At 60.2% G+C, this 21,344-nt stretch carries 18 protein-coding genes; 10 read left to right on the plus strand and 8 right to left on the minus strand.

From position 1 onward, the window contains the following. Positions 1-60 precede the first annotated feature (60 nt). Complete coding sequence (gene tcdA, locus AC1DVE_RS08280) at positions 61-879, minus strand: tRNA cyclic N6-threonylcarbamoyladenosine(37) synthase TcdA (RefSeq protein ID WP_223458816.1); 819 nt, start codon at positions 877-879, stop codon at positions 61-63. Positions 880-1,249: 370 nt separating this feature from the next. On the opposite strand from tcdA, the gene AC1DVE_RS08285 reads away from it, so the two are divergent. From AC1DVE_RS08285 to AC1DVE_RS08300, 4 genes are all read left to right on the plus strand, one after another. Next, entirely contained in the window at positions 1,250-3,841 is a 2,592-nt protein-coding gene (locus AC1DVE_RS08285) for a glycosyltransferase (protein WP_477783873.1), read from the plus strand. A 251-nt stretch (positions 3,842-4,092) separates the two neighbouring features. Then, on the plus strand, positions 4,093-5,244 hold the full coding sequence (gene dapE / locus AC1DVE_RS08290) for a succinyl-diaminopimelate desuccinylase (protein WP_223458812.1): 1,152 nt from the start codon (positions 4,093-4,095) through the stop codon (positions 5,242-5,244). Beyond that, positions 5,244-6,053 carry a putative RNA methyltransferase gene (locus AC1DVE_RS08295; RefSeq protein WP_223458810.1) on the plus strand — a complete coding sequence of 270 codons (810 nt, stop codon included), beginning with the start codon at positions 5,244-5,246 and terminating at the stop codon, positions 6,051-6,053. The genes dapE and AC1DVE_RS08295 overlap by 1 nt, the downstream gene beginning before the upstream one ends. Positions 6,054-6,149: 96 nt before the next feature. After that, positions 6,150-6,527, plus strand: coding sequence for a hypothetical protein (locus AC1DVE_RS08300; RefSeq protein ID WP_477783874.1), 378 nt, complete (start codon positions 6,150-6,152; stop codon positions 6,525-6,527). Positions 6,528-6,674: 147 nt separating this feature from the next. Here the strand turns inward: AC1DVE_RS08300 and AC1DVE_RS08305 are convergent, their stop codons facing one another. Beyond that, positions 6,675-6,884, minus strand: coding sequence for a cold shock domain-containing protein (locus AC1DVE_RS08305; protein ID WP_007954750.1), 210 nt, complete (start codon positions 6,882-6,884; stop codon positions 6,675-6,677). Between the two features lie 236 nt (positions 6,885-7,120). Between AC1DVE_RS08305 and plsB the strand changes: the two genes are divergently transcribed. The 4 genes from plsB to AC1DVE_RS08325 all read left to right on the plus strand — a co-directional run bounded on the left by plsB (position 7,121) and on the right by AC1DVE_RS08325 (position 11,391). Further along, entirely contained in the window at positions 7,121-9,604 is a 2,484-nt protein-coding gene (gene plsB / locus AC1DVE_RS08310; protein ID WP_223532505.1) for a glycerol-3-phosphate 1-O-acyltransferase PlsB, read from the plus strand. Between the two features lie 176 nt (positions 9,605-9,780). Continuing rightward, positions 9,781-10,173 (plus strand): hypothetical protein, encoded by a 393-nt coding sequence (locus tag AC1DVE_RS08315; protein ID WP_223458806.1) that lies wholly within the window; start codon positions 9,781-9,783, stop codon positions 10,171-10,173. 99 nt (positions 10,174-10,272) lie between these two features. Then, positions 10,273-10,674, plus strand: coding sequence for a YbaY family lipoprotein (locus AC1DVE_RS08320; protein ID WP_223458804.1), 402 nt, complete (start codon positions 10,273-10,275; stop codon positions 10,672-10,674). A 27-nt stretch (positions 10,675-10,701) separates the two neighbouring features. After that, the gene (locus AC1DVE_RS08325) at positions 10,702-11,391 is read left to right on the plus strand and encodes a DUF4197 domain-containing protein (protein ID WP_223458802.1); all 690 of its coding nucleotides are present in this window, start codon (positions 10,702-10,704) and stop codon (positions 11,389-11,391) included. Between the two features lie 45 nt (positions 11,392-11,436). On the opposite strand, the gene AC1DVE_RS08330 is transcribed toward AC1DVE_RS08325, so the two are convergent. The 4 genes from AC1DVE_RS08330 to AC1DVE_RS08345 all read right to left on the minus strand — a co-directional run bounded on the left by AC1DVE_RS08330 (position 11,437) and on the right by AC1DVE_RS08345 (position 18,110). After that, positions 11,437-12,783 carry a Fic family protein gene (locus AC1DVE_RS08330; protein WP_223532501.1) on the minus strand — a complete coding sequence of 449 codons (1,347 nt, stop codon included), beginning with the start codon at positions 12,781-12,783 and terminating at the stop codon, positions 11,437-11,439. Between the two features lie 143 nt (positions 12,784-12,926). Beyond that, a complete protein-coding gene (locus tag AC1DVE_RS08335; RefSeq protein WP_223458798.1) occupies positions 12,927-13,208 on the minus strand; it encodes a DUF6124 family protein in 282 nt (93 codons plus the stop codon). Between the two features lie 729 nt (positions 13,209-13,937). Beyond that, a complete protein-coding gene (locus AC1DVE_RS08340; RefSeq protein ID WP_223458796.1) occupies positions 13,938-17,003 on the minus strand; it encodes an efflux RND transporter permease subunit in 3,066 nt (1,021 codons plus the stop codon). Between the two features lie 6 nt (positions 17,004-17,009). After that, on the minus strand, positions 17,010-18,110 hold the full coding sequence (locus tag AC1DVE_RS08345; RefSeq protein WP_223458794.1) for an efflux RND transporter periplasmic adaptor subunit: 1,101 nt from the start codon (positions 18,108-18,110) through the stop codon (positions 17,010-17,012). Positions 18,111-18,203: 93 nt separating this feature from the next. Here AC1DVE_RS08345 and AC1DVE_RS08350 point away from each other — a divergent pair, with 93 nt between their 5' ends. Beyond that, entirely contained in the window at positions 18,204-18,842 is a 639-nt protein-coding gene (locus AC1DVE_RS08350; RefSeq protein WP_223458792.1) for a TetR/AcrR family transcriptional regulator, read from the plus strand. Positions 18,843-18,973: 131 nt separating this feature from the next. Here the strand turns inward: AC1DVE_RS08350 and AC1DVE_RS08355 are convergent, their stop codons facing one another. After that, positions 18,974-19,756: a class I SAM-dependent methyltransferase gene (locus AC1DVE_RS08355; protein WP_263287202.1), complete on the minus strand. Its 783-nt coding sequence runs from the start codon at positions 19,754-19,756 to the stop codon at positions 18,974-18,976. Positions 19,757-19,849: 93 nt separating this feature from the next. Here AC1DVE_RS08355 and AC1DVE_RS08360 point away from each other — a divergent pair, with 93 nt between their 5' ends. Next, positions 19,850-20,470: an energy transducer TonB gene (locus AC1DVE_RS08360; RefSeq protein WP_223458790.1), complete on the plus strand. Its 621-nt coding sequence runs from the start codon at positions 19,850-19,852 to the stop codon at positions 20,468-20,470. 22 nt (positions 20,471-20,492) lie between these two features. Here the strand turns inward: AC1DVE_RS08360 and AC1DVE_RS08365 are convergent, their stop codons facing one another. Beyond that, positions 20,493-21,314, minus strand: coding sequence for an isocitrate lyase/PEP mutase family protein (locus AC1DVE_RS08365; RefSeq protein ID WP_223458788.1), 822 nt, complete (start codon positions 21,312-21,314; stop codon positions 20,493-20,495). Between the last annotated feature and the right edge of the window lie 30 nt (positions 21,315-21,344).

A 21,344-nucleotide genomic window follows, 5' to 3' on the forward strand; every position in this document is an offset into this window, starting at 1 on the left:
TATTCACTGTAGATAAAATGTGGGAGCGGGCTTGCTCGCGAAGAGGCCATCAGCAGCACTTTAAACTTGCGGTTTGACCCGATCCGCCGGCCGCCGCACACCCGCCACAATCTTGTCCACAGCCTTGGTCGCCGCGACCATGCCGAACGTCGCCGTCACCATCATCACCGCGCCAAACCCGCCGGCACAGTCGAGCTTCACTCCATCCCCGACAAAACTCTTCTGCAGGCAAATGCTGCCGTCCGGTTTCGGGTAGCGCAGTTGCTCGGTGGAAAACACGCACGGCACGCTGTAATGGCGGGTCACGGTGCGTGAGAAGCCGTAGTCGCGGCGCAGCGTGGAGCGCACTTTCGACGCCAATGGATCGTTGAACGTGCGATTCAGGTCGCAGACCTGGATCAACGTCGGGTCAATCTGCCCGCCCGCGCCGCCGGTGGTGATGATCTGGATCTTGCGGCGCTTGCACCAGGCGATCAGCGCGGCCTTGGCGTTGACGCTGTCGATGCAGTCGATCACGCAGTCGATGTTCGGCGTGATGTACTCGGCCATGGTGTCGCGAGTAACGAAGTCAGACACCGCGTGCACCGTGCAGTCCGGGTTGATCCCGCGCAGACGCTCGGCCATCACCTCGACCTTGGGCTTGCCCACAGTGCTGTCCAGCGCGTGCAACTGACGGTTGGCGTTGCTGACGCAGACGTCGTCCAGGTCGAACAGCGAAATCTCGCCCACGCCGCAACGGGCCATGGCTTCCGCCGCCCAGGAACCGACACCACCGACGCCGACGATCGCCACATGGGCCGCGCGCAGGCGCTCAAGGCCTTCGATGCCATACAAACGGGCGATGCCAGCAAACCGCGGATCTTCTGTACTCATGACCATTACCCCAAAAACCGGCGCGCATTATAGAGGGTGTCCTGCCTCACAAGCACTGTTCCTTTTTGACGGCGTCTGTTGCCGTCATGCTGCGTTGCCGCTCCTCGCCATAGCGGGCTATGACTCGTCGCGGCGCCTTGCTTGACGACCACAGCCACTCGTCAAAAGAGGAACGCGCTTGCAAGGCAGGACACAGCGCAGCGACAAGTTTTAAGCTTCAAGCTGCAAGTGTAAGAACTTATGTGAAAGTTAACTGCCCAATGTCCGGCAATTCCCTGTCTGCTGTACGACCGGAGAATGCCCGGTGTAGGATGCGCGCCCCTTGGCGACCGCCAACCGTTCCTTCGTTCCACAGTCTTTGGAACCCGAAATAGCTATGTCATCGCGTAAATTTGGACTCAACCTGGTCGTGGTGCTCGCCATCGCTGCCTTGTTTACCGGCTTCTGGGCGCTGATCAACCGCCCGGTCACCGCCCCCAACTGGCCTGAACAGATCTCAGGCTTCTCGTACTCGCCATTCCAGCAGGGCCAGTTCCCGCAGAAAGACCAGTACCCGACCGACGATCAAATGCGCCGCGACCTGGAGATCATGAGCAAGCTGACGGACAACATCCGCATCTACTCGGTCGATGGCACCCTGCAAAACATCCCGAAACTGGCGGAAGAGTTCGGCTTGCGGGTGACCCTGGGGATCTGGATCAGCCCGGACCAGGAACGCAACGAACGGGAAATCACCCGCGCCATTGAAATCGCCAACTCCTCGCGCAGCGTGGTTCGTGTGGTGGTCGGCAACGAAGCGATCTTCCGCAAGGAAATCACCGCCGCCGAACTGAGCGTGTTGCTCGACCGTGTGCGTGCCGCCGTCAAAGTACCGGTCACCACGTCCGAACAGTGGCACGTCTGGGAAGAGCACCCGGAACTGGCCAAGCACGTCGACCTGATCGCCGCGCACGTCCTCCCGTATTGGGAATTTATCCCGGTGGACAAGGCACAGCAGTTCGTTCTGGACCGTGCCCGCGACCTGAAAAAAATGTTCCCGAAAAAGCCGCTGCTGCTGTCCGAAGTGGGCTGGCCGAGCAACGGCCGCATGCGCGGTGGCGCCGATGCCTCACCGGCGGACCAGGCGATCTACCTGCGAACCCTGGTCAACAAGCTCAACCGCCAGGGCTTCAACTACTTCGTGATCGAAGCGTTTGACCAGCCGTGGAAAGCCAGCGACGAAGGTTCCGTCGGCGCCTACTGGGGCGTGTTCAACGCCGCGCGCCAGCAGAAGTTCAACTTCGAAGGCCCGGTGGTGGCGATTCCGCAATGGCGCGTATTGGCCATCGGTTCGGTGGTATTGGCGCTGTTGTCGCTGACCCTGCTGCTGATCGACGGCTCGGCCCTGCGCCAGCGTGGCCGTACCTTCCTGACTTTCATCGCCTTCCTGTGTGGTTCGGTGCTGGTGTGGATTGGTTACGACTACAGCCAGCAATACAGCACATGGTTCAGCCTGACCGTGGGCTTTTTGCTCGCACTCGGTGCGCTCGGGGTGTTTATCGTGCTGCTGACCGAAGCCCATGAACTGGCCGAAGCAGTGTGGGTGCACAAGCGCCGGCGCGAGTTCCTGCCGGTGGAAGGCGACTCCAGCTACCGCCCGAAAGTGTCGATTCACGTGCCCTGCTACAACGAGCCGCCGGAGATGGTCAAACAGACCCTCAACGCCCTGGCCAACCTCGACTATCCGGACTTCGAAGTCCTGATCATCGACAACAACACCAAGGACCCGGCGGTCTGGGAACCGGTGCGCGATTACTGCGAAACCCTCGGCCCACGCTTCAAGTTCTTCCACGTGGCACCGCTGGCTGGCTTCAAGGGTGGCGCGCTGAACTACCTGATCCCGCACACCGCCAAGGATGCGGAAGTCATTGCCGTGATTGACTCGGACTACTGCGTCGACCGCAACTGGCTCAAGCACATGGTGCCGCACTTCGCCGACCCGAAAATCGCCGTGGTGCAGTCGCCGCAGGATTACCGCGACCAGAACGAAAGCACCTTCAAGAAGCTCTGCTATGCGGAATACAAAGGCTTCTTCCACATCGGCATGGTCACCCGCAACGACCGTGACGCGATCATCCAGCACGGCACCATGACCATGACCCGTCGCTCGGTGCTCGAAGAGCTGGGCTGGGCCGACTGGTGCATCTGTGAAGACGCCGAGCTTGGCCTGCGGGTATTCGAGAAAGGCCTGTCGGCGGCGTATTACCACACCAGCTACGGCAAAGGCCTGATGCCCGATACCTTCATCGACTTCAAGAAACAGCGTTTCCGCTGGGCCTACGGAGCGATCCAGATCATCAAGCGCCACACCGCCAGCCTGCTGCGCGGCAAGGACACCGAGCTGACCCGTGGCCAGCGCTACCACTTCCTCGCGGGCTGGTTGCCGTGGGTGGCGGACGGCATGAACATCTTCTTCACCGTCGGCGCGCTGTTGTGGTCGGCGGCGATGATCATCGTGCCGCAACGGGTCGATCCGCCGCTGCTGATCTTCGCAATCCCGCCATTGGCGCTGTTCGTGTTCAAGGTCGCCAAGATCATCTTCCTCTACCGTCGTGCGGTTGGAGTGAACCTGAAGGATGCCTTCTGCGCGGCGCTGGCCGGCCTGGCGCTGTCCCACACCATCGCCAAAGCGGTGCTGTACGGCTTCTTCACCAGCAGCATTCCGTTCTTCCGTACGCCGAAGAATGCCGACAACCACGGTTTCTGGGTGGCGATTTCGGAAGCCCGGGAAGAGATGTTCATCATGCTGCTGTTGTGGGGCGCTGCCTTGGGGATCTTCCTGGTGAACGGCATGCCGAGCAACGACATGCGTTTCTGGGTGACCATGTTGCTGGTGCAGTCGTTGCCATACTTGGCGGCGCTGATCATGGCGTTCCTGTCGTCGCTGCCGAAACCGACCGCCGAGCCTGAAACGGCACCTGTCGTCTAAATCTGCGCGGATGCACTAAACGGCGGCCAATGGTCGCCGTTTTGCTTTAAGATAAGCGCCATTTTGCGGGGCTTGGCGTGTCGCGGTTTGCCGATCGAACCCAATACCTGTAGGAGCGAGCCGGCTCCGGGCGGCGTTCCGACGATAGCGGTGTAACATTCAATGTTTATGGTTACTGACATACCGCATTCGCGAGCAGGCTCGCTCCTACATTCAGTCCGCGCCCATATTCATGATTTCCGGAGTTTTCCATGACGGCCCACGCCGACCTTTCGCCGACCCTCCAACTCGCCATCGACCTGATCCGCCGTCCGTCCGTGACGCCGATCGACGCCGATTGCCAGAAGCAGATGATGCAGCGCCTGGGCGATGCCGGTTTCACCCTGGAACCGATGCGCATCGAGGATGTGGATAACTTCTGGGCCACCCACGGCCAGGACGACGGTCCGGTGCTGTGCTTCGCCGGCCACACCGACGTGGTCCCGACCGGCCCGGTGGCGGCCTGGCAGATCGAACCGTTCAACGCGCTGATCGACGAACACGGCATGCTCTGCGGCCGTGGCGCCGCTGACATGAAAGGCAGCCTGGCTGCCATGACCGTGGCGTCCGAGCGTTTTGTCGCCGACTATCCGAATCACAAGGGCAAAGTCGCCTTCCTGATCACCAGCGACGAAGAAGGCCCGGCGCACCACGGCACCAAGGCCGTGGTTGAACGTCTGGCCGCGCGCAAGGAACGTCTGGACTGGTGCATCGTCGGCGAACCGTCGAGCACCACCCTGGTGGGTGACGTGGTCAAGAACGGTCGTCGCGGCTCCCTTGGCGCCAAGCTGACCGTACGCGGTGTGCAAGGCCACGTGGCCTACCCGCACCTGGCCAAGAACCCGATCCACCTCGCGGCCCCGGCCCTGGCCGAACTTGCCGCCGAACACTGGGACCACGGCAACGATTTCTTCCCGCCGACCAGTTTCCAGATCTCCAACGTCAACTCCGGCACCGGTGCGACCAACGTGATCCCGGGTGACCTGGTGGCGGTGTTCAACTTCCGCTTCTCCACCGAGTCGACAGTCGAAGGCCTGCAAAAGCGCGTGGCGGACATCCTCGACAAGCATGGCCTGGACTGGCACATCGACTGGGCGCTGTCCGGCCTGCCGTTCCTCACCGAACCGGGCGCACTGCTCGACGCGGTGTCGGCGAGCATCAAGGACATCACCGGTCGTGAAACCAAGGCGTCCACCAGCGGTGGTACCTCCGACGGCCGCTTCATCGCGACCATGGGCACCCAAGTGGTTGAGCTGGGCCCGGTCAACGCGACCATCCACCAGGTCAACGAACGCGTGCTGGCAGCCGATCTCGACGTACTGACCGAGATCTACTACCAGACCCTGATCAAGTTGCTCGCCTGATGCTTGCGTGCCCGATCTGCAGTGAGCCGCTCAATGCGGTGGACAACGGCGTGGCCTGCCCCGCCGGGCATCGTTTCGACCGCGCGCGCCAGGGTTATTTGAACCTGTTGCCGGTGCAGCACAAGAACAGCCGCGACCCTGGGGATAACCAGGCAATGGTCGAAGCCCGCCGCGACTTCCTGAACGCCGGGCACTACGCCCCGGTGGCCAAGCGTCTGGCGGAGTTGGCGGCCGGCTACGCACCACAGCACTGGCTGGACATCGGTTGTGGCGAGGGTTACTACACCGCGCAAATCGCCGAGGCTTTGCCGGGTGCCGAAGGTTATGCCCTGGACATCTCCCGCGAAGCGGTCAAACGCGCCTGCAAACGCAACCCGCAGCTCACCTGGTTGATCGCCAGCATGGCGCGGGTGCCGTTGGCTTCCGGCAGTTGCCAGTTCCTGGCCAGTGTCTTCAGCCCGCTGGACTGGGAGGAAGCCAAGCGCCTGCTCAGTGTTGGCGGCGGCCTGATGAAAGTCGGACCGACCAGCGGCCACCTGATGGAACTGCGTGAGCGGCTGTACGACGAAGTCCGTGAATATACCGACGACAAGCACCTGGCCTTGGTACCAGATGGCATGGTGCTGGCCCACAGTGAAACCCTGGAATTCAAGCTGACGCTGGAAAGCGGTCAGGACCGGGCGAACCTGTTGGCGATGACACCCCACGGCTGGCGCGCCAGTGCCGAGCGCCGGGCAGCAGTTATCGAACAGGCGGAACCGTTCGAGGTCACCGTGTCGATGCGCTACGATTATTTCGTTCTGCAGTAGTAGTTAGAGAGCAACTTCAATTTTTTGGTCTCGGGCAACGGCCCGAGACCGGCTAAATCCGCGAATGGATTTTTCAGACCCGCAGTGAGGACATCCATGCGCCAACCCGATATCGAGATTTACCTGAAAGACGCCGACGTCGACCACAAGCCCATTTCCGCCTGGCTCGGCGCGGCATTGGGCCCGTGCACGGATTGGGTCCAGAAGGGCCAGACCTATAAGTGCAAGGCCGGCAACGTGCCAGTGACCTGGCTGCCAAAAGCGGTCGGCAAGTGGAACAGCCTGTACCTGGAAAGCGATCAGACCCCGTGGGACGACGACATCGCCTGCGCCCGCGCCGCGTTTGCCGCGCTGAACGTGGAAGTGCGTTGCGCGCCGGGCACCTGGGTCGAGGAAGAGGGTGAAGAGACTGCCGATCGCTGGATTCGCATCAGCGCCGACGGTGAAGAAGAGATCACCTGGAAAACTGCATAAAAGCCTGAACACCGCCCCTGTAGGAGCGAGCTTGCTCGCGATGGTCGTCAACGATAACGCGTCAATTCAGCAAAAGCGCGGCGTCCTTGAGTTCTTCGCGAGCAAGCTCGCTCCTACAGTGGTTTTTGTGTGAGCTGAAGTGTGGAATTACAACCCCACCACATCCTCAGCCTGCAACCCCTTCTGCCCTTCTACCACCGCATATTCAACCTGCTGGCCTTCGGTCAGTGATCGGTGGCCTTCACCGCGAATCGCGCGGTAGTGCACGAACACGTCCACCCCGTCCTCGCGCTGAATGAAGCCGTAGCCCTTGGCGTCGTTGAACCACTTCACGTTGCCGGTTTCGCGTGTTGCCATTTGTTCATACTCCCTTTTTATTATTGATCGGGCTTTTCGCAGGAAAGCCTCGGGAACGTCTGTCTGCGTGCGACGTCCCTACAAGGGCACCGACAGCAGACGGCCGAGTATATGACAGGCAGCGAAACTCTCAACTCAAGTTTACTTAGGTGCTTTTTTGCCGATTTTCAGCGAATCCTGCACACTATCGGCCTCCCGAGCAAACGCTCGGTTTTATTCACTCACGCAGAAGCCGTATGACCCGCTCCCCGTTCCGCCGTCTTGTGTTTGGCACCCTGCGCCGACTGTTGTACCTCTGGGTTCGCTCCGAGACGATCAACCAGTCGTCGTTCACCCTTAACCTCGACCGCAGTCGTCCGGTGTTCTACGTCCTGCAAAACCCTTCGCTGACCGACCTCGCTGTGGTCGACACCGAGTGCAGCAAGGCCGGCCTGCCACGCCCGGTGCTGCCGGTGTCGGTGGGTAACCTGCTGGAACCTGCCGCGTTCTTCTACCTGACGCCGGATCCAGACTGGCTCGGCCGCCAGGACAAGCGCGGCGCCCCGCCGACACTGACCCGCCTGGTCAGCGCCCTGAGCCAGAACGCCGCCGAAGATGCGCAGATCATTCCGGTCAGCGTGTTCTGGGGCCAGTCGCCGGACAGCGAAAACAGCCCATGGAAACTCCTGTTCGCCGACAGCTGGGCCGTTACCGGGCGCCTGCGTCGCTTGCTGAGCATCATCGTCTTGGGGCGCAAGACCCGCGTGCAGTTCTCCGCGCCGATTCACCTGCGCGAACTGATCGAACACAACAAGGGCCACGAGCGCACCGTGCGCATGGCCCAGCGCATCCTGCGGGTGCACTTTCGCAACCTGAAGGCTGCAGTGATCGGCCCGGACATTTCCCACCGCCGCAACCTGGTCAAAGGCCTGCTCAACCAGCCACAGGTCAAACAAGCGATCCTCGACGAAGCCGAGCGCGAGAACATCTCGCCGGAGAAAGCCAAAGCTCAAGCGCTGCGCTACGGCAACGAAATCGCCTCGGACTACACCTACACTGCGATCCGTTTTATGGAAGTGGTGCTGAGCTGGTTCTGGAACAAGATTTACGACGGGATCAAGGTCAACCACATCGAAGGCGTGCAGAAGGTCGCCCAGGGTCACGAAGTGATCTACGTGCCATGCCACCGCAGCCACATCGACTACCTGCTGCTGTCCTATCTGCTGTTCCGCAACGGCCTGACCCCGCCGCACGTTGCCGCGGGCATCAACCTCAACATGCCGGTGATCGGCGGCCTGCTGCGGCGCGGCGGCGCGTTCTTCATGCGCCGCACGTTCAAGGGCAATCCGCTCTACACCTCGGTGTTCAACGAATACCTGCACACCCTGTTCACCAAGGGCTTCCCGGTGGAGTATTTCGTCGAGGGTGGCCGCTCGCGCACCGGGCGCATGCTGCAACCGAAGACCGGGATGCTGGCAATCACCCTGCGCAGCTTCCTGCGTTCGTCGCGCATGCCGATCGTGTTCGTGCCGGTATACATCGGCTACGAGCGCGTGCTGGAAGGCCGGACCTACCTCGGCGAACTGCGCGGCGCGGCCAAGAAGAAAGAGTCGATCTTCGATATTTTCAAAGTCATCGGCGCGCTCAAACAGCGCTTCGGCCAGGTGGCGGTGAACTTCGGCGAGCCAATCAAGCTGGCGGAATTCCTCGACGGCGAACAGCCGGACTGGCGCCAACAGGAACTCGGCCCGCAGTTCAGACCCGCCTGGCTCAACGAAACCACCAACCGCCTCGGCGAAAAAGTCGCCCGGCATCTGAACGAAGCGGCGGCGATCAACCCGGTCAACCTGGTGGCACTGGCGCTGCTGTCGACCACCCGACTGGCGCTGGATGACCGGGCCATGGCGCGGGTGCTGGATCTGTACCTGGCACTGCTGCGCAAGGTCCCCTATTCGCCGCACACCACCTTGCCGGAAGGCGATGGCCGGGCGTTGATCGAGCACGTGAAGGACATGGACCTGCTCTCGGAGCAGAGCGATGCGTTGGGCAAGATCCTGTATCTGGACGAGCAGAATGCGGTCCTGATGACTTACTACCGCAACAACGTGCTGCACATCTTCGCACTGCCGGCGTTGCTGGCGAGCTTCTTCCAGAGCGCCTCGCGCATGAGCCGCGAACAGATCCTGCGCTACACCCGCGCGTTGTATCCCTACCTGCAAGCGGAGCTGTTCATTCGCTGGTCGCTGGACGAACTGGATGCGGTGATCGATCAATGGCTGGAAGCCTTCGTCGAGCAAGGCCTGCTGCGCTTCGAGAACGACGTGTACCTGCGTCCGGCGCCAAGCTCGCGGCATTTCGTGCTGCTGACCTTGCTGTCGAAAAGCATCGCCCAGACCTTGCAGCGCTTCTACATGACCGTGTCCCTGCTGCTCAACAGCGGCCAGAACAGCATCAGCGCCGAAGAGCTGGAAGACCTGTGCACGGTCATGGCCCAGCGCCTGTCGATCCTGCATGGCCTGAACGCCCCGGAATTCTTCGACAAGAGCCTGTTCCGCCACTTCATCCAGACGATGCTCGACCTTGACGTGCTCAAGCGCGATGAAGCGGGCAAGCTGAGCTATCACGAACTGCTCGGTGAACTGGCCGAAGGCGCGGCCAAACGGGTGTTGCCGGCGGAGATTCGTTTGTCGATTCGGCAGGTGGCGTTGCATCGCAGTGAAGATGCGGCGGAACTGGCTTGATACTTATCTGACCTATAATGGAAAGAACATGGATGTTCTTCCTTACTGCTAATGAGTATCTAACACAGCGCAAACGCCCCCCCCTAAAAAACATCAAAATACAACTTGAACACTACGCAACAAAGCAAACACTGTTAATCTCGACCACACTTATCTCATCAAACAAGGAAGTTACGATGACCAAAACAATCGATATTCAATACAATCTTAAATATATTCCTTACACATCCATGCGGGATTTCGCAGTGGAAGAATACACGTATGAAATCCTTAGCAATTCGGAAGAAAAACTGATTTCCACCGTTATCCTTGAGCGCATTGACGACAGTGACTTGGGTAGTGTTTTCCATATCAACCAAGAAGCCGGCGACGCTGAAAGAGCTTATCGTGTAGTGATGCGAGTCTGGAGGCCTGGACCAAATCAGCCAGAGGACGGAGGGTTCTGGAACAGCAAAAATGATCCTGACGCAATACTGATGATCAATACTAACCATATCTTCTCTGTTGACCTGAGTAACAACGAAACACATCAGGAAGTTATCTTTCCAGTACCCTTCTTTATCGTATAAACCGCAGTCGGCTGAATCTCAAAAGACTCAGGTATGGAATTCCGTTAAATTGCACATCGCGCCAGTCTACTTCTGGCGCGTTCGACACGGAGATTTTTGATGAAAAAACTGACTCTGCTGGCTGTAGCCACACTCTTGAGCGCCTGCCAGGCGACGCCCCCCGGCTCCAAGGCCAGCCTCGACGGAGAAGTCTTCTACCTGCAACGCATAGCCCTGCCGCCGACAGCAATCCTGAGCGTCAGCCTGCAGGACATCTCACTCGCCGATGCCCCGGCGAAGGTCATCGACGAACAGCGCGGCCAGGTCAAAGGCCAGGTGCCCCTGGCCTTTCATCTCAGCTACGACCCGCTGAAGGTAGAGCCCAACCACCGTTACTCGGTGAGCGCGCGCATTGAAGTCGACGGCAAACTGATGTTCATCACCACCGAGAATCATGCCGTGCGCCTGGACGGCACCGATCCACAACCGCTCAAGGTCCGCGTCGACCCAGCCCGCTACTAAGTGTCTTTTTCGAAAAAGGAAGTTGCCATGTTCCGTCCTACCCTTCGCTTCGCAGGCCTGTGCGCAGGCTTGATGATCTGTGCCAACGCCCTGGCGCTGTCCCTCACCGACCTGTCGCAGAAAGACGCCACCGGCGGGCTCAAGGACGCACTGACCCAAGGCGCGCAACTGGCCGTGAAACAACTCGGCACCCCGGGTGGCTTCAGCAACAACCCCGACGTGAAAATCGAGCTGCCGGGCAAGCTGGGCAAGGTCGCGAGCAAGATGAAACAGTTCGGCATGGGTGACCAGGTCGATGAACTGGAAGCCAGCATGAACAAGGCGGCGGAAACCGCCGTGACCCAGGCCCAGCCCATCCTCGTCGATGCCGTGAAGAAAATGACCGTGGAAGATGCCAAGGGCATCCTCAGCGGCGGCAACGACTCGGCCACCCAATACCTGAGCAAGACCAGCCGCGAACAGATCCGCGCCAAGTTCCTGCCCATCGTCAAGCAAGCCACCGACAAGGTTGGCCTGGCCCAGCAGTACAACTCGTTCGCCGGGCAAGCCGCGACAATGGGCGTAGTGGATGCGAAAAATGCCAACGTCGAAAACTACGTCACCGAGCAGGCGTTGAATGGCTTGTTCGAAATGATCGGCAAACAGGAAGAAACCATCCGTCAGAACCCGGCGGCTGCGGCGACCAGTTTGGCGAAGAAGGTGTTTGGTACGCTCTGAGCCGCGACACAAAACCTGTGGGAGCAGGCTTGCTCCCACAAAGGTTCAGGCCGCTGATACGGGTCTTAGAAAGAACACCCACTCCCGTCCCATCTTGCGTTTCTCGAACAGCTTCAACGCGACCAGCCCATTTAGCGTGGCTGACGCTGTGTTGTAAGAACAACCCAGATTCTCCTTCACATTGACCGCCGTGAACTCCTTGGCCATTCCGCTCCTGGCCACTTGAAACAACGCCCGCTGTTTCTCGGTGAGCTGGTCGAGAAAACCACTTTCACGCAACCAGCAATCAAATTGCTGCGCATCGTCCAGACTTTTCCGATACGTCCCGGTAAAACTGGCTACAGCCCGCAACACCACCGAACACTGGAAATCGATGAAATACGTCAGATCCAGGTCATCCGCCTCGGTATTCAAATACGACCGCCCGTACTTCAACGGCGCATTGCGCAACAAAACACTGATTGCGATGTAGCGAAACGCCGAGTAGTCATTTTTGAACATGAACCAGTAAAACAACGCGCGCACTACCCGACCGTTGCCGTCGCGAAAAGGATGCTCGTAACCCAGGACAAAATGCAGCGCGATGGCTTTGATCAATGGATGAAGGTAGTCCGCTTGATGAGGGTTGTTGTGGGGTTGGTTGATCCACTTCGTCAGCACCTGCAAACGTGACACGAGCCCTGTTGCAGGCGGTGGCAAATGCACGGTGTTGCCCTCGCCATCCTGGACGACGACGTCATCGTTGATCCTGAACGCTCCAGGCGAGTACTGCGAATCGTCGATCCCCTCGACGCCAACTCGATGCATGGCTGCAATCAGCTCAACGCTCAGTGGCTCGTAACGCTGCTCCCAGGCGAAGTTCATCATCTTGAAGTTACCGATGACCATTCGCTCATCCGGCGTGCGCGGCGAGCGATGGCGCTTAAGCATGTCCTTGGCCACCCGCGTCGTGGTGGCCGCACCTTCGAGCTGGCTGCTGCTGATGGCCTCGTCTTCGATCAGATCATTGAGCAAATAGCTAAAATGAGCACGCTCGCCAATCTGGCCGGTCATGTATTCCAGCACTGCGGTTGTCGCCTGACGATCCACTACGGAAATGGCTTTTTGCGCCTGCGGCGTCAGCATGAATTTCAGCCAGCACGCCGGTTTACCCAATGGCAAAAGGCTCGAGTACTGTGCAGTCCGCGCTTTCTTGACCAAGGCCCAGCACAGGTTCGAATCCAGCCCTGGCGCCCAGCGGTAGCGCAATGAATCGAACGGCAGGTAACGCCCCTGATCGTCCAGGGGCTTGAGCAAGGCGAGGTATTGTGAAAGGCGCTCCTTGTGGGGCGATCGCAACAGCCGATCAAACACCGGATCGGACCGCCCCCTCAATGTGGGTGGATTTTTCATGGCGCTGTCTCAAACATGCGTGAAACCGGGCTCTGAGTACAACACCTGAGCTTTTTAGCCTCAATATCAGACGGGTCCGAGATCAATGCAGGAACAATGAAGGCCCGCTGGTTGGTACAGGTTCAGCGGGCTTTTTCCTTTTGCTATTGCTGCGGATCCAGCTGATCGAGGACGCGATTCACTGATAGCTGCGCCAGAACAATCATCTGCTGAATGCCGAGTGCCAGATTGCAGGTTGGCCCGCTCAAGATGGACGACAATTCAGTTGCCATCACATTCGCTGAAGCAAGGGTTTCATAGGCATGGACAAGGAGGGTTTCGGAATTGACGCCTGGGCGGATGGTGAAAATTGGGCAGGGGCGGTATGAAGTTCTCGTTTGCTTTTCGGATTCGGAGGCAGAGTAATCAGGACTGTCATTGATCATTGCGAAGCTCCCAAAGTAGGCGCCTAACGACTATTCGCGGGCTTGCAGTCCCGGTTGCTGAATTGGCAGCGACGGGTAAAGGCTAGAGATCGTGCTTCCGACGGGCAAGCTGAAAGTCTTGTGGGAATGGTCTGAATGGTTGGCTTGGGCGAAAAACATTGTTGACTGTTGGGCAGCCATCGCGAGCAAGCTCGCTCCCACAATTGAGTCGAGTACATCTGTGAGGGATTGGTTGGCTGGCAGGCCGCCATCGCAGGCAAGTCGGATCGCCGCACCGCAGCTCCCACAATTTGACCGAGTACATTCGGTAGAAATGGGTCGGCTGACAGGCCGCCTTCGCGAGCAAGCCCGCTCCCACAGAAGAGCAAAAGCAGATCGGCGTACACCCACTGCTTTTCACCACTCATCAGGCCGAGCGTTAGCTCGCCTGCAGCTTTTGATCTTGATCCACCCGCCCCCTCGGGAGGCTGAGTGGAGGCGTTCATCCGGGGGGTAGGCGCGCAGCGCTGTTCGGCGCAGCCGAACACATCGAGAGGAGGTCGAGCGAAGCCGACCGGAGGCGATGCCCCCGGATGAATGCCGGAGCGAAGGAACCCCGAGCCCAGGCGAGGGGCCGTACGTAAGGGGCGAGCGTTTTTTGCTTACTTTTTTAGGCGCTTGTAAAAAAGTGAGTCGCCGTAAGGGCGAAACCGCCAGCCGCCGTTACCGAAGAAATGGATATGCACTCGGTCAAACGGTCTCCTTCTTGACCCGGAACCAAGCCGCATACAACGCCGGCAAAAACAGCAGCGTCAACGCCGTAGCCACAATCAACCCCCCCATGATCGCCACCGCCATCGGCCCGAAAAACACACTGCGCGACAACGGAATCATCGCCAACACCGCCGCCAGCGCCGTCAGCACAATCGGCCGGAACCGCCGCACCGTCGCCTCGATGATCGCCTGCCAGGGCTTGAGCCCCGCCGCAATATCCTGCTCGATCTGATCCACCAGAATCACCGAGTTACGCATGATCATCCCGGACAAGGCGATGGTCCCCAGCATGGCCACAAAACCGAACGGCTGACGGAACACCAACAGAAACAGCGTCACCCCGATCAACCCCAGCGGCGCCGTCAGGAACACCATCGCCGTGCGCGAAAAACTTCGCAGCTGCAGCATCAGCAAGGTCAACACCACCACAATGAACAAGGGCACGCCGGCCTTCACCGAGTTCTGTCCGCGCGCCGAGTCTTCCACCGTGCCGCCGACATCCAGCAAGTAGCCGTCGGGCAGTTCGGCGCGAATCGGATCGAGGGTCGGCATGATTTGCTGCACCAGCGTCGCCGGTTGTTCCTTGCCGTAGATGTCGGCGCGAACCGTCACGTTGGGCAGGCGGTTGCGGTGCCAGATGATGCCCTCCTCGAAGCCGTACTCCAGGGTCGCGATCTGCGACAGCGCGACACTGCGACCGTTATCGGTCGGTACCGCCAGGCTCGGCAGCAATGACAGCTCGGTGCGCTCATGCAAGGTGCCGCGCAACAGGATCTCGATCAACTCGTTGTCTTCACGGTACTGGCTGACACTGGAACCGGTCAGGGAGCTTTGCAGGAACCTCGACAGGTTCGCCGTGCTCACACCCAGCGCCCGCGCACGGTCCTGATCGATGTTCAGGTACACCACCTTGCTCGGCTCTTCCCAATCCAGGTGGACGTTGACCACATGCGGGTTCTCGCGAACCTTGGCCGCGACTTTACGCGCCAGCGCCCGCACTTCCTCGATGTTCTCCCCTGTCACGCGGAACTGCACCGGATAGCCAACTGGCGGGCCGTTTTCCAAACGCGTGACCCGAGAGCGCAGAGCCGGGAATTGCTCGTTGAGGGTTGAGATCAACCAGATGCGCAGGGTTTCCCGTTCTTCGATGGTTTTCGCCAGGACGACAAATTGGGCGAAGCTCGCCGCCGGCAGTTGCTGATCGAGCGGCAGGTAGAAACGCGGTGAACCGGTGCCGACGTAGGCCACGTAATTGTCGATTCCGGCCTTGTCTTTGAGCAGCGCTTCGAGGCGCTTGACCTCGTCGGCGGTGTTGCTCAGCGAAGCGCCTTCGGCCAGTTTCAGGTCGACCATCAATTCCAGGCGACCCGATGCCGGGAAGAACTGCTGCGGCACAAAACGGAACAGCACGATGGAGGCAATGAACAACAGCACGGTCGCCAGGATCACGGTTTTGCGCCAGCGCACGCACCACTCCACCAGACGCCGGACGCGCTGATAGAACGGCGTGCCATACGGATCGGGTTGGCCGGCACCGTGTTTGGCTGCATGAATCTTCGCCAGGTCCGGCAGGAGCTTTTCCCCGAGGTACGGCACGAAGACCACCGCGGCCACCCACGACGCCAACAGCGCGATGGTGACCACCTCGAAGATCGAACGGGTGTATTCACCCGTGCCCGATTGCGCCGTGGCAATCGGCAGGAAGCCGGCCGCGGTGATCAGCGTACCGGTGAGCATCGGGAACGCGGTACTGGTCCAGGCATAACTCGCCGCTTTGACCCGGTCGAAGCCCTGCTCCATTTTGATCGCCATCATTTCCACGGCGATGATTGCGTCATCCACCAGCAAACCCAGGGCCAGTACCAGCGCGCCGAGGGAGATCTTGTGCAGGCCGATGCCGAGGTAATACATGCAGGCGAACGTCATCGCCAGCACCAGCGGAATCGCCAGGGCCACCACCATGCCGGTGCGCACGCCGAGGGAGAAGAAGCTCACCAGCAACACAATGGCCAGCGCCTCGACCAACACTTGCACGAACTCGCCAACACCGGTTTTCACCGCCGCCGGTTGGTCGGAAACTTTGCGCAGCTCCATGCCGGCCGGGAGGTTTTTCTGGATGCGGGCGAACTCGATTTCCAGCGCCTTGCCCAGTACCAGAATGTCACCGCCGTCCTTCATTGCCACCGCCAGGCCGATGGCGTCCTGCGCCATGAAGCGCATGCGCGGCGCCGGTGGATCGTTGAAACCACGGCGCACGTCGGCCACGTCGGAGATGCGGAAGGTGCGATCACCGACGCGGATCGGGAAACTCTTGATCTCGTCGACCGTCTGGAAATTCCCCGTCACCCGTAGCTGCAATCGTTCACTGCTGGTTTCGAAGAAACCCGCCGTGGACACTGCGTTCTGTTCTTCAAGGGCTTGCTGGACGGCCGCCAGCGGCAAGCCGAGGGTGGCGAGCTTGACGTTGGAGAGTTCGATCCAGATTTTCTCGTCCTGCAACCCCAGCAGCTCGACCTTGCCCACATCCTTGACCCGTTGCAGCTGGATCTGGATGCGGTCGGCGTAATCCTTGAGCACGGCGTAATCGAAACCCTTGCCGGTCAGGGCGTAGATATTGCCGAAAGTGGTGCCGAATTCATCGTTGAAGAACGGCCCCTGAATCCCCGGCGGTAAGGTATGACGGATGTCGCTGATCTTCTTGCGCACCTGATACCAGAGCTCCGGGATCTCTACCGAGTGCATGGAGTCGCGGGCGATGAAGGTCACCTGGGATTCGCCAGGGCGAGAGAACGACACGATGCGCTCGTACTCGCCGGTTTCCATCAGTTTCTTTTCGATGCGTTCGGTGACTTGGCGCGAGACTTCCTCGGCGGTCGCTCCCGGCCAGTTGGTGCGAATCACCATGGCCTTGAAGGTGAACGGCGGGTCCTCGCTCTGACCGAGCTTGGTGTAGGAAAGTGCGCCGACGATGGCCAGCAACAGCATCAGGAACAGGACGATCTGGCGATTACGCAGCGCCCATTCGGAAACGTTGAAGCGCATCGGGGCTTACTCCTTGTCCGCCAGATTGACCACGCGATTGGAGCGATCCACCGGGCGCACCTGCTGCCCTTCGAGAAGCACATGGACACCGGCGGCCACCACCCAGTCGCTGGCGTTAAGCCCTTCAAGTACCGGTACGGTTTTTTCGCCAAAGGCACCGATTCGCACCGGAGTTCTCTTCAAGGTGTTGTTGGCGCTGACGACCCAGACATAGGTCACGCCGTTTTCTGCAGTCAGCGCAGACAGCGGAACGGATAGAGGGACCACGTCGGCGGCCTGCACGAACACTCGGGCGCTCTGGCCCAGCTCGGCAGGAACGTTGCCGGCGTTGAAAGCGATACGCGCCGCGAAGGTGCGCGACTTGGGATCCGCTGCTGGCGACAATTCCCGGATGCGCCCGGCGAGACGCTGGTCGGGCTGGGTCCAGAGTTCCACCGACACCGGCTCACCGACCTTGAAGCGGCCGAAGTTCTGCTCCGGCAGGCTGATCAAGACTTCACGCTCGCCATCGGTTGCCAGTGTGAACACCGTTTGCCCGGCGGCCACGACTTGCCCGACTTCCACCAGACGCTTGGCCACGACGCCGTCCTGCGGCGCACGCAACACGGCGTAGCTGGCCTGGTTATTGGAAACGTTGAATTCGGCTTTGATTTGCTTGAGGCGCGCCTCACCGGAGCGGTAGAGATTTTCGGCGTTGTCGTATTGCGAACGACTGACCAGTTGACGCTCCATCAGGATCTTGTAGCGATCACGCTCGGAACGCACCAAGTTCAGATTGGCTTCAGCGGCTGCGACCTGGGCCCGGGTGGCCTCCAGTTGCAGGCGCACGTCCTGGGGGTCGAGCTCCGCCAAGGGTTGATCGGCCTTGACCCGCTGCCCCTCCTCGACCAGTCGTCGGCTGACTTTGCCGCCGATACGGAACGCCAGATCCGGCTCATACCGCGCGCGAACTTCACCGGGATAGCTTTCCATGGCCTGCGCCGAAGGCTCTGGCTGGACCACCATGGCCGGGCGCACACTGACCTGCGGTGCCTCTTCGTGACCACACGCAGACAATAAAAAAGCCAGGGTGACTGGCAACGCGAGGGGCAAGGCATAGCGGAACATGGTGAAGGACCTTTCGCTAATGGTGCTTTGAATAATTATACTGAGCAGTATGTTATTAATAGCAAACTCACCAGTCCAGTAATAAAAACGAATATGCCAAACAATCTTTCAGCACCCAATGGCCCAGGCAGACCCAAGGACCTGGTCAAGCGTCAGGCGATTCTCGATGCGGCCAAAGCGCTGTTTCTGAGTAAGGGTTATGCCAATACCAGCATGGATGCCGTCGCGGCCGAGGCCGGTGTGTCGAAGCTGACGGTCTACAGCCACTTCAACGACAAGGAGACGCTGTTCTCCTCTGCGGTGATGGCCAAGTGCGAGGAGCAGTTGCCACCACTGTTCTTCGAGTTGCCGGAAGGTGTGGCCGTGGAAACCGTGCTGCTGAACATTGCACGCGGTTTTCATCAGCTGATCAACAGTGATGAATCGGTGAACCTGCACCGCTTGATGATGACCTTGGGCAGCCAGGACCCTAAGCTGTCGCAGATATTCTTCGAAGCCGGGCCGGAGCGCATGCTGCATGGCATGGAGCGCTTGCTGAGCAAGATCGATGAAAGTGGTGTGCTGCGCATCGACAAGCCGCACAACGCGGCCGAACACTTCTTCTGCCTGCTCAAGGGCGCGGGGAACTTTCGCTTGCTGTATGGCTGCGGCGAGCCGCCGGTGGGCGAGGCGGCGGAGAGCCATGTGCGGGAAGTGGTGGGGTTGTTTATGCGGGCTTATCGGCCGGAGTGAGGCAGATGAGTTTGTGGCGATTGGGCGGGCGTATTCGCGAGCAAGCCCGCTCCCACAGGTGACCCGGTTCCGTCAGACAGTACGCGGTCAAATGTGGGAGCGGGCTTGCTCGCGAAGCAGGCGACCCGGTCTTAAGGCTTGAGCGCCTTCTTCGGATAAATGTCATACCGACTGGACTTGCCATCCAGCGCATGACTCGGCTTCGGCCCTTCGATGCACGGCGCCTTGCGCGGACGCTTGACCACCACCCGGTGGCTGGCCAGGGCCAAGGCGGCTTCGAGCAGTGCCGGCGCATCCGGGTCATCGCCCACCAGCGGCCGGAACAGGCGCATCTCTTTCTTCACCAGCGCGGTTTTCTCGCGGTGCGGGAACATCGGGTCAAGGTAGATCACCTGCGGCGGCTCGCCTTCCCAGTTGCGCATGACCTCGATCGAATTGCCCTTGAGCAAGCGCATGCGCGCCACGATCGGCGCCACGTCGAAATCTTCCGCGCCTCGGGCCAGGCCATCTTCCAGCAAGGCACCAATCAGCGGCTGACGCTCGATCAGGCTCATCTCGCAACCGAGGCTGGCCAGCACGAACGCGTCCTTGCCCAGCCCCGCCGTGGCATCCAGCACCCGCGGGCGTACGCCTTGGGCGACGCCAACAGCCTTGGCGATCATCTGCCCGCTGCCACCGCCGTACAACCGGCGATGGGCCGCACCGCCTTCGACGAAGTCCACCCGCACCGGCCCCGGCGCATCCGGCCCCAGCTGTTGCAGCTGCAAGCCCTGGTCACCCACCTGCAAGGCAAACTCGCCGTTCGCCACTTGCATTGGCAAGCCCAGGCGCTCGGCCCATTGCTCGGCTTGTGGCTCGAAAGCCGCGTCGAGGGCCTGGACATGGATGCGGCAGGCCGCAGGTTGATCAATCATCGGAAAACACGCTCAAAAAATTAATGATCGGCAAAAACTGCCGATAACAAAACTATCGAGCATTTTGCCAGAGCTGAGCGTCGACCGAGAGAAATGTCAGACATTCAACCCACAATCACAGGTTTTATCTCGCCCTACGGCGACTACAACCTGCGAAACACCCAGGCACTGAGCGGCGTCAGCCACATCTGGCAGGATTTCTTTGCCCGAGCGCTGGCCGAACAGTCAGGGGAAGTGCTACCGCAATCGCTGAATTTCCCACCGGTCGATCTCGAAAGTCCGGTCGAACCGACCGTCGGCAGCGAGCTGCTGGAGCACATCGTGTCCCAGCGCGCATGCGAGGTGAAAGACAATGTAATCCGCCCGCCCGAGCCACTGTTCCTGCCGATTGCCGAATTCGAAATGGACCTGGCCGACAAACCACGCCCACCATTCCCGGCGGATGAAATCGTCGCCCAGCAAAAACAGCAGGACTTCGAAAGCGGCTGGGTTCGCCCGATCGTGCTGAAGGCCGGTCAGCCGGTATACGAAGCAGGCCCTGCCTCGCAACCGCGTCCGCTGCACCTGCCCATCGCCGAATTCGAACTCGACCTGCTCGACAAGCCGTTCCCGCCGTTCTCGCCGGAAGAACGGGTGGAACAGCAGAAACAACTCGATTTCGACAATGGCTGGGCGCGCCCGATCATCTTGCAGAACCTGCGCATCGCCGCCTGATCCTCAGCCGCGCCCTCTTCCCTCAGCCTTTGAAAAACTGATTGGCCTTCTGGTACGGCATCGACCGGGAAGTGAAACCGAACGTGCCTGACGTCTGGATTTCTTCGGCGGCGCGAAAGAATTCACCATAGGCCGCCAATGCCAGCGCCGAGCCGACGCTGATGCGTTTGACGCCCATCTCACCCAACTGCGCGACTGTCAGCTTCAAGCCGCCCGACATCAACACATTTACCGGTTTGGGCGCCACGGCGCGCACCACCGCCAGCACATCCTCGGCGCTGCGCAAGCCCGGTGCGTAGAGCACGTCGGCACCGGCCTCGGCGAATGCCTGCAAGCGGCGGATGGTGTCGGCCAGATCGGGATTGCCGTGCAGGAAGTTTTCCGCCCGGGCAGTCAACGTAAAGTGGAACGGCAGACTGCGAGCGGCAGCCACAGCAGCTTCTATGCGCGCCACGGCGTGTTCGAAACAATAGATCGGGCCTTCTTCGCGGCCGGTGGCATCTTCGATCGAACCACCGACAGCTCCGGCCTCTGCTGCGCGCAAGATACTTTTGGCGCAGTCGGCCGGGTTGTCGGCAAAGCCGTTTTCCAGGTCCACGGCAACCGGCAGGTCGGTGGCGGCGACAATCGCCTTAACGTTCAACAGGGTGTCGTCGAGGGTCAATCCGCCATCGGCACGGCCCTGGGAAAAGGCATAACCGGCACTGGTGGTCGCCAGTGCCTCGAAGCCGAGGCTGGCGAGCATTTTCGCTGAACCTGCATCCCACGGATTGGGAATCACAAAAGCCCCGGGGCGTTCGTGAAGGGCTGTGAACGCCTGGGCTCGAAGGGTTTGCGTATCCATTGGGCTGGCTCCTGAAGAGGGGAAAGAATC

This window comes from Pseudomonas sp. P4_B4 (genome assembly GCF_056402255.1).